This is a genomic window from Micromonospora sp. DH14 (assembly GCF_029809455.1).
GTDB classification, from domain to species: Bacteria; Actinomycetota; Actinomycetes; order Mycobacteriales; family Micromonosporaceae; genus Micromonospora; species Micromonospora parva.
In genome coordinates, this window is sequence record NZ_JARVKT010000023.1 from 44,584 (window position 1) to 57,368 (window position 12,785).

Annotated in this window: 8 protein-coding genes; 2 read left to right on the top strand and 6 right to left on the bottom strand. The window is 72.2% G+C overall.

Features of this window, described 5'->3' with window-relative positions; all coding sequences use genetic code 11:
* Positions 1–95: 95 nt before the first annotated feature.
* Positions 96–1,442, bottom strand: a complete 1,347-nt coding sequence (gene murD / locus QCZ28_RS24805) for a UDP-N-acetylmuramoyl-L-alanine--D-glutamate ligase (protein WP_279518906.1) — start codon at positions 1,440–1,442, stop codon at positions 96–98.
* 81 nt (positions 1,443–1,523) lie between these two features.
* Here murD and QCZ28_RS24810 point away from each other — a divergent pair, with 81 nt between their 5' ends.
* Positions 1,524–2,873 carry a hypothetical protein gene (locus QCZ28_RS24810; protein WP_279518907.1) on the top strand — a complete coding sequence of 450 codons (1,350 nt, stop codon included), beginning with the start codon at positions 1,524–1,526 and terminating at the stop codon, positions 2,871–2,873.
* A 452-nt stretch (positions 2,874–3,325) separates the two neighbouring features.
* Here the strand turns inward: QCZ28_RS24810 and QCZ28_RS24815 are convergent, their stop codons facing one another.
* The 3 genes from QCZ28_RS24815 to QCZ28_RS24825 form a co-directional block, all read right to left on the bottom strand.
* Positions 3,326–5,044, bottom strand: coding sequence for a PucR family transcriptional regulator (locus tag QCZ28_RS24815; protein ID WP_279518908.1), 1,719 nt, complete (start codon positions 5,042–5,044; stop codon positions 3,326–3,328).
* A gap of 65 nt (positions 5,045–5,109) precedes the next feature.
* A complete protein-coding gene (argG, locus tag QCZ28_RS24820) occupies positions 5,110–6,561 on the bottom strand; it encodes an argininosuccinate synthase (RefSeq protein ID WP_030337757.1) in 1,452 nt (483 codons plus the stop codon).
* Positions 6,562–6,608: 47 nt separating this feature from the next.
* Complete coding sequence (locus QCZ28_RS24825) at positions 6,609–7,457, bottom strand: RNA methyltransferase (RefSeq protein ID WP_279518950.1); 849 nt, start codon at positions 7,455–7,457, stop codon at positions 6,609–6,611.
* Positions 7,458–7,549: 92 nt separating this feature from the next.
* Here QCZ28_RS24825 and QCZ28_RS24830 point away from each other — a divergent pair, with 92 nt between their 5' ends.
* The gene (locus QCZ28_RS24830) at positions 7,550–9,397 is read left to right on the top strand and encodes a thiamine pyrophosphate-requiring protein (RefSeq protein WP_279518909.1); all 1,848 of its coding nucleotides are present in this window, start codon (positions 7,550–7,552) and stop codon (positions 9,395–9,397) included.
* 134 nt (positions 9,398–9,531) lie between these two features.
* Here QCZ28_RS24830 and QCZ28_RS24835 read toward each other — a convergent pair whose 3' ends face one another.
* On the bottom strand, positions 9,532–11,730 hold the full coding sequence (locus QCZ28_RS24835) for a transglycosylase domain-containing protein (protein ID WP_279518910.1): 2,199 nt from the start codon (positions 11,728–11,730) through the stop codon (positions 9,532–9,534).
* Positions 11,731–11,928: 198 nt separating this feature from the next.
* Positions 11,929–12,696 (bottom strand): hypothetical protein, encoded by a 768-nt coding sequence (locus tag QCZ28_RS24840; RefSeq protein WP_279518911.1) that lies wholly within the window; start codon positions 12,694–12,696, stop codon positions 11,929–11,931.
* Between the last annotated feature and the right edge of the window lie 89 nt (positions 12,697–12,785).

The window sequence follows — 12,785 nt, forward strand, 5'->3', positions numbered from 1 at the left end:
GCCTGGTCGAGGGCCGGCGCACGGCGGATCGCCCGTGCACCGGCCCGTCGCCCGTGGTGCCGACGGTAAGCCCAGCCCGGTCGACCGGGGCTGAGTCAGCGGACGGTGTCGGCGACGGCCTGGGCGAAGACCTCGGAGCGGTGCTCGAAGTTGCGGAACCGGCCGTAGCTCGGTGCTGCCGGCGACAGCAGCACCACCCCGCCGGCCGGGGTCACCTCGCGGGACAGCCGGACCGCGTCCACCAGGTCGTCGACCAGCTCGGTACGCACCTTCGGAAGGCCGGCGAGCACCTCGACGATGCGGGCGCCGCTGTCCGGGATCCCGATCACGGTCAGCTCCCGCTCGGCCAGGTGCTCGGCCAGCGGCGTGTAGTCCAGACCCCGGTCGTTGCCCCCGACGATCACCGTCAACGGCCGCCCGTCGTACGCGTCGATGGCGTGCATGGCCGCGTACGGGCTGGTGGCCAGGGTGTCGTCGACGAACGTCAACCCGGACGGGTCGGTGATCTCGGTGAGCCGGTGGGCCAACCCCTGGAACTCGGCGACGGCGACGGCGAGGTGGTCCTTGCCGGCCAGCACGTCCACGCCGAGCGCGTCCAGCACGGCGAGCGCGACGCAGAGGTTGCCCTCGTTGTGCCGGCCGACCAGCGGCAGCACGGCGCGCGGGAAGAGCGGCTGGTCGCCGACGTGGAACCACTGCGTGCCGTCGGCGCCGGTGGCGACGTGGAAGGTGTCGGGGCGACCGGCCCGGATCGCCGGCAGCTCACCCAGCTCTGCGGCCAGCCGGGGGTCGGCACCGTTGACCACGATCGTCTGCGGGTCGTGGGCCAGCAGGTTCAGCTTGTCCCGGTAGTACTCCCGCTCCCCACCGTGCGCGTCCAGGTGCTCGGGGAACAGCGCGGTGACCACCGCCACCCGGGGCGAGTCGGTGAGGTCGCTGCACTGGTAGCTGGACAGCTCCAGCACGTACAGCTCCGCCTCCGGCAGGTCCAGGGTCGGCACCCCGATGTTGCCGCCGAAGACGTTGGGCCGGCCCATCGCGGTGAGCAGATGACTGATCAGGCTGGAGGTGGTGCTCTTGCCCTTGCTGCCGGTGACCCCGACGGTACGCGCGGCGTGGTCGGCCATCCACAGCGCGGTGCCCTGGGTCACCATGATCCCGCGCCGGCGCAGCTCGACCAGCCACGGGTGGGTCTGCGGCACGCCCGGGGAACGGACCACCACGTCCGCGGCGGCCAGCCGTTCGAAGCCCGCCTCACCGGTGACCAGCGGCGCCGCCTCGGCCAGCGGGCCGTCCCAGGGCAGCGACAGGAAGTTCGCGCTGTCGTCGACGGCGACCAGCTCGGCCGGACCGTGCGCGGCGATGGCGGTCACAGCGGCCCGGCCCTCCCGGCCGGTGCCCCAGACGGCGACGGAACGACCGCGCAGGTCAGAAAGGCGCACGAGGATCTCCTCGGGGTCACGGCGGCGGCTGGCAGGGCCCGGTCCGGACACGGCCGGACGAACCAGGGCCTAGTATGGCGTGTGCCCAACGAGCAGCTCCGGCGGATGGACGCCTTCACCTTCCCGTCCTACTCGATCGACTTCGCCACCGGCGAGGTGTTGTTCGACTACGCCCTGACCGGCCCGGCCGGTGAGCAGCGGTTCACCGAGGCGATCACGCTTCCACTGCCGGCGGAGCCGCCGTCCGACGAGACGGTGGCGACCCTCAACCGGGTGCTGGAGGTGCTGCACCTCGTCGCAGGGGTCAGTTACTACAAGGCCGCCGCGCCCCCCCGGCTCGTGCTGCCGGCGCCGCTGGGCGCGGCCACCGTCGACTACGTCACGGCCATCTACACCAAGGGCCTCGCCGAGTACGCGTACCGCAACCAGCTGCCGCACGTGCTCCAGCTGCGCCCGGAGGTGCCGGCCGGCACCCCCGAGTCGCCCCGGGTGTACGACGACTCGGACCGTCGCCCGCTCTCGGCCGTCGGCGGCGGCAAGGACTCGATCGTCAGCCTGGAGGCGCTGCGCCGCGCCGAACTGGACCCGGTGCCGTTCTCGGTCAACCCGAACCATGTGATCGTCGCCGTCAACGAGGCGTCCGGGCTGGTCCCGCTGGCCGCCCGGCGGCGCATCGACCCGGTGCTGTTCGACCTGAACGCGGCGGGCGCGCTGAACGGGCACATCCCGGTCACCGCCATCAACTCGCTGATCGCGGTGGCCACCGCCGTGCTGCACGGGCTGGGCCCGGTGGTGATGTCCAACGAGCGTTCGGCGTCCGACCCGAACCTGGTCTGGAACGGCCATGAGATCAACCACCAGTGGTCCAAGGGTGTCGAGGCGGAGGGGCTGCTGCGGGCGTCGCTGGCCGAGCACGCGGGCCTGACCGAACCGTACTTCTCGCTGCTGCGGTCGCTGTCCGAGCTGCACATCGCCCGGCTGTTCGCCGAGTTCACCCGGTACGACGACGTGGTGACCAGCTGCAACCAGGCGTTCAAGCTGCGCGACGCGAGTGAGCGCTGGTGCCGTGACTGCCCGAAGTGCCGGTTCGTCTTCCTGGCCATGGCGCCGTTCATGCCACGGGAACGGGTCACCCACATCTTCGGCGGCGACCTGCTGGCCGACGAGTCGCAGATCCCCGGCTACCGCGAGCTGCTGGGCGTGGACGGGCACAAGCCGTTCGAGTGCGTGGGCGAGGTCGAGGAGTCGGTGGTGGCCCTCGGCCTGCTCGCCGAGCAGGACCAGTGGCGCGACGCCCCGGTGATCCAGGCCCTGGTGGACGCCGTGCCGGCGACGGCCTGGTCCGCGGTGGCCACGTCCGACGTCTTCACCCCCGGCGGCCCCAACCACATCCCCGCCACCTACGCAAAAGCCCTGAGCCAACTTATGTGACGCGCTAGACGTTCAGGCCCGCGCTCCGGTGTTGCGAACCCTCCCCCCGTGGATCGCATGATCGCGGCGGCTGGCCGGTGGAGTGTGTCTGGCGCTGCCCCTTTGGAGCTGATGTCGTAAACGAATCGAGCGAGGCAGGCCGAGCCGCGGCCGGGACACGCCAAGATCAGCACGTCAGGGCGGCCCATGGTCGAGCGGACCAGGGCCGGCCCATGACCGGGCCGGACCTAAGGCCGAACCAAGACGGGCCGGACCCAGGGCCCAACCAAGACGGGCCGGACCTAAGGCCCAACCAAGACGGGCCGGACCCAGGGCCCAACCGACGTGAGCGCCCGGCCGAGTAAGGCCAGGGGATGATTCGTTTACGACATCAGCTCCAAAGCGTGCCCGGCCCAGACGTTCACCCCGACGCCGAGCCGTCCGCCGTCGAATCGGCAACACACGGAGCCACGTCAGGGCGCTCGGACCGCTTCCAGTGCCAGGAGAGCTACGTGGAGGGAGAGGGCGGCCTCTACCGAGTCGAGGTCCACGTCGAGGATCCGGGCGATGCGGGCCAGGCGTTCGTAGAAGGCCGGCCGGGACAGGTGGGCGGCGGCGGCCGCGGCGGACTTGTTACGACCCTGCTCCAGGTAGGCGCGCAGGGTGTCGAGCAGCTGCTCCCGGGGGTGCCGGGCGTCGTACTCCAACAGCGTCCCGAGTTCGCGCTCGACGAAGGTCTGCAACCGGGGCTCGTCGCGCAGCAGGTGCAGCAGCCCCGCCAGACCAACGTGCGGCAGGCGGAAGATCGGCAGGTCACGCCGGTCACGCCGGGCCGCCTCGGCGATCTGCCGCGCCTCGACGAGCGACCTTCGGGCCTCCCGCAGGCTACCCACACCCGATCCGGCGGCGACGATCACGGCAGCCGGGCCGGCACCCCGGGCCGGGTCGACACCGGCGGTGGACACGCGGCCGGTGCCGGCGTCGAGGCGTACCCGATGAAGCGCGCTGGCGAAGGCGGACAGCGCGCGGTCCTCGGCGGCCGGGTCCGCCAGAGCCAGCAGCGCGCCCACCGAGTGGTCGTCGACGGCGCTGGTCAGTGCGGTCAGCTTCGCCTCCCGCACCGCCTGCCCGACGGCCTCGGCGAGATCCCGCAGCCGGGCCTGGGCACCCTCGGGGCCGACCTCCCCGGCGGCGTCGTCGGCGCGGTGCCGGACCATCACGCCGACCAGGTGGCGCCGGTCGAGCACCACACCGAGCGCCTTGGCGCGCAGCCCCACCTCGTCCACCGGGCGGGAGTGGTCGAGCAGCGCGGTGAGCAGGGTGCGGTGGATCTGCCGTTCCAGGCCCTCGGCGTCGCGGCGGATCAGCCGGCCCAACGCGAGGGTGGACGCGGCCCGCTCGATCAGGATGGTGAGCCGCGTCGGTGGGCCGGCGGTCGGTTCGCCGGCCTGGGCGCTGGGCACGTCCCCGCTGGCCGGCCAACGCAGCAGCAGCCGGCCCCAGTCCTGCCCCCGGGCGCCGACGGTGGTCACCAGCCAGCCGCTGTCCAGGTCGTACGCGGTCCGCCCGGCCGGACGGATCCGCCGGGAGTGCTGCTCCCAGCCGTCGAGCAGCAGTTCGGCGCTCTCGCCCGCCGGGTCGTACCCGAGCACCTGCCGGGACAGGTTCTCCAGCACGACCGGGCAACCGGACAGCTCGGCGGCCTGCCTGATCACCTCGGCGGTGTCGGCGCCCTCGACGGAGAGGTCGTTGAACCGTTGGTGGATCTCCTCGGTGGCGCGCAGCTCGGTGAGCTGCGCGTCGACGATCAGCGCGTGCACCGCCTCGGTGATCCGGACGAACGGGGTGGCCCGGCGCAGCTCCACCAGGGGCAGCCCGCGCCGGTCGGCGGCAGCGGCCATCACCCGGGGCACCCCGCTGAGGTAGCGGCGGCCCAGCTCGACGACGAGCCCGGACACGCCGACGTCGGCGAGGTCGCCGATGAACGCGCGCAACCCGGCGTCGTCCGCGGGCAGGCCGATGCCGGTGGTGAGCACCAGTTCCCCGCCGCCGAGCAGGGTGGCGATGTCCGGTACCTCGGCCACGTGCACCCAGCGGACGGGTCGGTCCAGCCCGTCGTCCCCGGCGACCACGCGTGGCGCGCCGTGGCGGACCGGGTCCAGGGCGAGGACCTCACGGACGGTAGGGAACACGGCCGACACGCTACCGTCCGTGACGCCGGAACTCGACTTGCCGTCGCGGACCGGGCCCGCCGGGCTCAGTCGACGCCGAACTCCATCGCGGCGCGGTCGAGCGCCTCGTCCTCCGGCGAGGCGACGCCCCGGGAGGCGATGGCTTCCGCGCCGCCCTGGGGCATGGCACCGATCAGGCCGGTCGAGGCGGCCTGCGCGGCCCCGATCATGCGCTGCGGGTTGCCGCCGCCGACCAGGCCGAGGGAGGCGTACTGCTCCAGCTTCGACCGCGAGTCGGCGATGTCCAGGTTGCGCATGGTGAGCTGGCCGATCCGGTCCGACGGGCCGAACGCCGAGTCCTCGGTACGCTCCATCGACAGCTTGTCCGGGTGGTAGCTGAACGACGGGCCGGTGGTGTCCAGGATCGAGTAGTCCTCGCCCCGGCGCAGCCGCAGCGTCACCTCGCCGGTGACCGCCGTGCCGACCCACCGTTGCAGCGACTCGCGCAGCATCAGGGCCTGCGGGTCCAGCCAGCGGCCCTCGTACATCAGCCGACCGAGGCGGCGGCCCTCGTTGTGGTAGTTCGCCAGGGTGTCCTCGTTGTGGATGGCGTTGACCAGCCGCTCGTACGCGTAGTGCAGCAGCGCCATGCCGGGCGCCTCGTAGATGCCCCGGCTCTTGGCCTCGATGATCCGGTTCTCGATCTGGTCCGACATGCCCAGGCCGTGCCGGCCGCCGATGGCGTTGGCCTCCAGCACCAGGTCGACGGCGCTGCCGAACTCCTTGCCGTTGATGGTGACCGGGCGGCCCTGGTCGAAGCCGACGGTGACGTCCTCGGTCGGGATCTCCACCGACGGGTCCCAGAACCGGACGCCCATGATCGGGTTAACGGTCTCGATGCCGGTGTCGAGGTGCTCCAGGGTCTTCGCCTCGTGCGTGGCGCCCCAGATGTTGGCGTCGGTCGAGTACGCCTTCTCGGTGCTGTCCCGGTAGGGCAGGCCGCGCTCCAGCAGCCACTCCGACATCTCCTTACGCCCACCCAACTCGGTGACGAAGGCGGTGTCGAGCCACGGCTTGTAGATGCGCAGCATCGGGTTGGCCAGCAGGCCGTAGCGGTAGAACCGCTCGATGTCGTTGCCCTTGAAGGTCGAGCCGTCGCCCCAGATCTGGACGTCGTCGGCGACCATCGCGCGCACCAGCAGGGTGCCGGTCACGGCCCGGCCCAGCGGGGTGGTGTTGAAGTACGCCCGCCCGCCGGTGCGGATGTGGAAGGCGCCGCAGGTCAGCGCGGCCAGGCCCTCCTCGACCAGGGCGGCGCGGCAGTCGACCAGGCGGCCGAGTTCGGCGCCGTAGCTGAGCGCGCGACCGGGCACCGACGCGATGTCGGGCTCGTCGTACTGGCCGATGTCGGCGGTGTAGGCGCAGGGAATGGCGCCCTTGTCGCGCATCCACGCGACCGCGACGGAGGTGTCGAGGCCGCCGGAGAAGGCGATGCCGACACGCTCGCCCGTGGGCAGGGAGGTGAGAACCTTGGACACGGGGAAAATTATGCAATAGAACGCATGGCCATGCAAGCCGAAGGGGTCTACTCGCCGCCGAGGGGCGGGTCGTCGCGGCTTAGCTCCCAGAACGCCACCGCCGCCGCGGCGGCGACGTTCAACGAGTCGACGCCACGGCGCATCGGAACGACCACCCGCACGTCGCTGGCGGCCTGGGCCGCCGCGGTGAGGCCGGGGCCCTCCGCGCCGAGCAGCAACGCCGCCCGCTCCCGCTGCGCCGGGGTCAACAGTTGGATCGGTACGGCGTCCGGCGCGGGCGTCATGGCGAGCACCGTGAAGCCGGCCTCCCGTACCTGGTCCAGGCCCCCGGGCCAGCTGTCGAGCTTGGCGTACGGCATCGCGAAGACCTCACCCATGCTGACCCGGACGCTGCGCCGGTAGAGCGGGTCGGCGCAGGTCGGTGAGAGCAGCACCGCGTCGACACCGAGCGCGGCGGCCCCCCGGAAGATCGCGCCCAGGTTGGTGTGGTTGTTCACGTCCTCCAGGACGACGACCCGGCGCGCGGTGGCGAGCACCTCGGCCGCCGTCGGCAACGGCCGGCGGTGGAACGACGCCAGCACCCCCCGGTGTACGTGGAAGCCGGTGGCCCGCTCCAGCACGTCCTGGGTGGCGGCGTAGACCGGTGCGTCGCCGGCGTCCAGGTCGGCGAGCTGGTCGATCCGCTTGGCGTCGACCAGGTACGACCGGGCCGGGTAGCCCGCGCGCAGCGCCCGGCGCAGCACCAACTCCCCCTCGGCGATGAACAGGCCGTGCGGTGGCTCCCAGCGGGTGCGCAGCTCGACGTCGGTGAGCGCCCGGTAGTCGGCGATCCGGTCGTCGTCAGGGTCGGTGATCTGGTGTACGGGCACCGGACGATTCTGCCGGACGCGGGGCAGCGCGCTCCGGTGCCCGCACGGCGGGGTGTTTTGTCCGAAGAAGAAGGGGAATGACCGGCGGAGCATCGGACTCGACGGGAAGGACCAGCCAGGTGAGCGCAGACCACACGGCACCGGGCGAAGTGGGCGCCCTGCCCCGGCGCCCGACCGTCGCGGACCACATCGTGTCGCGCCTGTTCAGCTGGGGCGTACGCCGCTACTTCGGCTATCCCGGCGACGGCATCAACGGCATGACCTCCGCGCTGCAACGCACCAACGGGCGGGCCCAGTTCATCCAGGTCCGCCACGAGGAGACCGCCGGCTTCGCCGCCTCCGCGCACGTGAAGTACGGCGGGGGCCCGCTGGGCTGCGCGCTGGTGACCAGCGGACCGGGCGCGATCCACCTGCTCAACGGCCTGTACGACGCGAAGCTCGACCACCAGCCGGTGATCGCCCTGGTCGGACACACCGCCACCACCGCCGAGGGCGGCGGCTACTACCAGGAGGTGGACCTGCTCGCCCTCTACAAGGACGTGGCCGCCGCGTTCCTGGCCCAGCTCGACAACCCGGCGCAGGTACGCCACCTGGTCGACCGGGCGTGCCGGACGGCACTGGCCCGGCGTACCGTCACCGCCCTGGTCCTGCCCCTGGACATCCAGGACGAGCCCGCCGTGCCGAACCCGCCGCACGCGCACGGCTACTACCAGACCAGCAACGCGCCGAGCAGCACGCCGACGGTGCCACCCGAGGCGGACGTACGCCGGGCGGCCGAGGTGCTGCGCGGCGGGCAGCGGGTGGCCATGCTGGTCGGCCAGGGTGCCCTCGGCGCGCGCGACGAGGTCCGCGAGATCGCTGACCGGCTCGGGGCCGGCGTGGCCACCGCGCTGCTCGGCTTCACCGCCGTCGACCACCGCGAGCCGTGGGTGACCGGCGCGATCGGGCTGCTCGGCACCCGACCCAGCTGGCAGCTGATGAACGGCTGCGACCGGCTGCTCATCGTGGGCAGCAACATGCCGTACTCGGAGTTCTACCCGCCACCCGGACAGGCCCGCGCGGTGCAGATCGACCTGGACGGCACGCAGCTCGGGCTGCGGTACCCGACCGAGGTGAACCTGACCGGCGACGCCCGCCCCACGCTGCGGGCGTTGTTGGCCGAGCTGGGCCCCGGCCCCGGGCCGACCGCCTGGCGGGCGGAGGTCGCCGAGGCCACCTCGGCATGGCGCCGGGTGCAGCGCGACCTGGCCGAGCAGCGGGCCGAACCGGTCAACCCGCAGTTGCTCTTCCACACCCTGAACGAACGGCTGCCCGACGACGTGCTGCTCGCCGTCGACTGCGGCACCACCACCGCCTGGTACGCCCGGCACATCCAGGTACGCCCCAGCATGCTGGCCAGCCTGTCCGGCACGCTGCTGTCCATGGGCGGCGCCATGCCGTACGCGCTGAGCGCCAAGTTCGCCCACCCGGACCGGCCGCTGGTCGCGCTGATCGGCGACGGCGCCATGCAGATGAACGGTGTCAACGAGCTGGTCACCGTGGCGAAGTACTGGCGCAGCTGGGCCGACCCGCGCTTCGTGGTGCTGGTACTCAACAACCGGGACCTGGCGTTCGTCAGCTGGGAACAGCGCTCCACCGAGGGGACGCCGATGTTCCCGGACAGTCAGCAGTTGCCGGACATCGCCTACCACCAGTGGGCAGAGGTGCTCGGGCTGCACGGCGAACTGATCGACTCACCGGAGCAGGTGCGCGACGTCTGGGACCGGGCGCTGACCACCGACCGACCAGTGGTGATCAACGCCCTGGTCGACCCGGCCGAGCTGATGCTGCCCCCGCACTTCACCGCCGAGCAGGCCCGCAACACCGCTGCGGCGGTGCTGCGCGGCGACACCGACTGGGCCGGCATCATCCGCCGCGGCCTCCCCGCCACCCTGACCAGCTACCGCCCCCGCCGCCGCGAACCCTAACCCCCACCCCGCTCCGCTCCGCTCCGCTCCGCTCCGTGGATCATGGAGTTGTGGTGGCGGATGGAAGCCGCGAGCAGCCGCATAACGGGCACCACAAGTCCATGATCGACGGGCAGGGGCAGGGGCAGGGTGGGTCAGCCTCGGCGGTTGAGCCAGCGTTCCAGCGGCGACAGGCGGTCGTCGTTCTGGTTTTGAGGCCCTTGCGGGACCGCTGGGCGCTCCACCGGGCGGCGGGGGTCGCCGGCCAGTTCCTTGCTCGGCGCGGCGAACGCCTTCTCCGGCTGGCCCTTCACGGCGGTGGCGATGACCCGGGCGACCGCGTCGATCACCTTGGTCTGCACCGCCGACCCCACCGAGTCGGCCGGGTCGTCCGGGTTGGCGGCGATACCGGCCACCGCGACCTGCGGGGTGAAGCCGACGAACGTCTCGGTGGAGTTCTGCTCCGAGCTACCCGTCTTACCGGCCACCGGCCGACCGTCGAGGATGTCGTTCACGCCGGTGGCGGTGCCGCCGTTGCACTGCCCGAACGCGGACTGCTGACCCACCGGGCAGCGCGCCGCGTCGGTCGCGGCTCGGGCGACGTCGGCGTCGAGGACGCGCTTGCAGGAGGGCTGCCCGACCGGCACCTTCGCACCGTCCGCGCCGGTCACCGAAACCACCGGCAGCGGCGTGCAGTAGGTGCCCTCGGCGGCCACCGTCGCGTACGCGTTGGCCAGGTCGAGGGGGGTGGTGGCGGCCACGCCGAGGGTGAACGAACCCCAGTTCCTGGCGTTGTCCTTGGCGAAGGCGGCGTCCGAGTCGGCGCGGAAGGTGATGCCGAGCCGCTGCGCCATCTCGACCACCTTGTCCTGGCCGACCTGTTCGGCCAGCCAGACGAAGTAGGTGTTCACCGAGCGGCCGAAGCCGTCCCACATCATCCGGTACCCGTCCATCCAGTCCGGGTTGGCATTCGCCGGGCACCAGCGGCCGTCACAACTGCCCGGCCCTTCGGCGGCGTACCGGGTGGGCAGCTTGGCGGGCGCGTCGAAACCGGTGGAGAGGGTACGGCCCGACTCCAGCGCGGCGAGCATGGTGAACAGCTTGAACGTGGAACCCGCCTGGTACCCGTCGACGCTGGCGCCACCGGAGATCAACGGGTTGACGGTGTTCGGGTAGTTCGCCTGCCCGCCCGGGTTGTCGGCCAGGCTGTAGTGCCGGTTGACCGCCATCGCCAACACCCGCCCGGTGCCCGGCTGGACCGCCGCGATCGGCAGGGCGCGCTTGTTGTCGTACGAGTAGACCGTGGTGGCCTGCTGCTGCGCGGTGGCCTGGATCTTCGGGTCCAGCGAGGTGACCACGGTGTACCCGCCCGAGCGCAGCGCCTGCTCCCGCTCCGCGACGGTGGCCCCGAAGGCCGGCTGGGTCAGCCACCACTGGCGCAGGTAGTCGCAGAAGAAGCCCCAGTCGTCGTGGCCCTGGGAGACGGCGGTGCAACCGTTGGGCTGGGCGGTGGGGTGCAGGGTCAGCGGCTCCGCCTTGGCCTGGGCGGCCTGAGCGGCGGTGATCGCGTTGGTGGCGACCATCGAGTCCAGCACGTACGACCGACGGGCCAGCGCCTGGTCCTTGTCGCCGTCGATCGGGCTGTACGCGTCCGGGGACTGCACCAGACCGGCCAGCAGGGCCGACTCGGCGAGGGTCAACTGCGCCGGAGGCTTGCCGAAGTACCGCTGGCTGGCCGCGGCGATCCCGTACGCGCCGGAGCCGAAGTAGGCGATGTTCAGGTAGCGGTCGAGGATCTCGTCCTTGCCGAGGCTCTTGTCCAGCGCGCTCGCGTACCGGATCTCCTGGATCTTGCGACCGACGGTGGGGTCGGTCGCGGCGGCGCGCTCCTCGGCGGTGCGGGTGGGGTCGGTCTTCAGCACGTTACGGACGTACTGCATGGTCAGCGTCGAGCCGCCCTGTTCGGTGCCGCCGCCCTTGACGTTGGCCACCAGTGCCCGGGCGAGGCCACGCAGGTCCGCGCCACCGTGGTCGTAGAAGCGCCGGTCCTCGGCCGCCACGATCGCCTGCCGCATCACCGGGGCGATCTCGGACAACGGGACGTCGGTGCGGTTCACGTCGTAGAACGTGGTGATCAGCGTCTTGCCGTCGTTGGCGTACAGGTACGAACGCTGCGGCGTGGCCGGGGTCTTCAGCGAGGCCGGCAACGCGGCGTACGACCCGAGCGCGGAGCGGGCGGTGAGCCCGAGCAGCAGGTTGCCCGGCAGTGCGGCGACGGCCAGGACGAGCCCGGCCAACACGCCGGCGAGCAGCACGGTGAACAGCCGCGACAGCGGCGAGCGGGGGGCGGCCATGCAACCCAGGATTGCCACAAAAAGCGCCAACCGACCACCCCCAGAGCCCGATTGTCAGCAACTTCACGGCCCCCCACCAGCCAACCCCCACCCCCCACCCCGCGTTGATCATGAAGTTATTGCCACGACACGCCGATGCCGAGCGCAATAACTTCATGATCAACGGGGCGGGAGGGTCGGGCGGACGCCTGGGGGCGTTCAGGGGTTGGGGGTACTGAGGCTGGCGGAGGCGGCGTCTCTGGCTGTTTCGCGGGGCATCAGGCGGCCGGAGCGGTAGCCGATGCCGATGCCGGCGATCAGCACGAAGATCGCGCCGAAGGTCTGCAGTGACCCGATCAGCGCCCCGCCGAGGCCGAGCAGCGGCGCGGCGATGATCAGCATGACGCCGTCGCCGAGGCTGAAGGTGCCCGAGCGGGCCACCGCCCACCCGGTGAGGAACCAGCCCGCGCTGTAGAACGTCGCGCCGAGCAGGACCAGCGACCGCGCGGTGGTGCCGAAGACCGGCGTCTGCTCTTCGAACCCGGCGAACGGCAGCATGAGCACGGTGCCGGCGATGCTGACCAGCAGCCCGGCGGCGGCCACCCGCCGGCTGCGGGTCGCGGCCAGCAGCCCGGTGAGGGCCAGCAGCGCGAGCAGGCCGAGCCAGACCGCGGCGACCCAACCGATGAGGTACACCGCCTGGCCGTCGGCCGGATAGGGGTCGTTGCCCACCCCTCCGTCGCTGGCCATCGCCACCGCGCCGTAGAGGATGGCGTACGCGGGCAGCAGCCAGACGGCCGCCCGGGCGAACCGACGCACCGACCAGGCCCAACTGGCGTTCGTGGCGGGGGCGCCCGGGGTCGGTTCGCCGACGAAGGGCAGTACGCCGAACCCGCCGCCGCTGCGCCGGGAGCCCAGCGGGGCGACCGGGTCGTGCGCGCCGGGCACCGGGGCCGAGGACCACATCCGATTCGCCGGATCCTTCATGCGTCACCTCGCTCGTCGTCGAGCGGTGCACCGACGCGCCGGGGCGCCCCGATTGCCTGGTCACCACCCGTCCTAGGACCGATGGTGGC

What these genes read in the sequence shown, in the direction of transcription:
- QCZ28_RS24840 (WP_279518911.1), bottom strand. Translation starts at nt 12,696, where the DNA reads ATGAAGGATCCGGCGAATCGGATGTGGTCCTCGGCCCCGGTGCCCGGC.
- QCZ28_RS24835 (WP_279518910.1), bottom strand. Translation starts at nt 11,730, where the DNA reads ATGGCCGCCCCCCGCTCGCCGCTGTCGCGGCTGTTCACCGTGCTGCTC.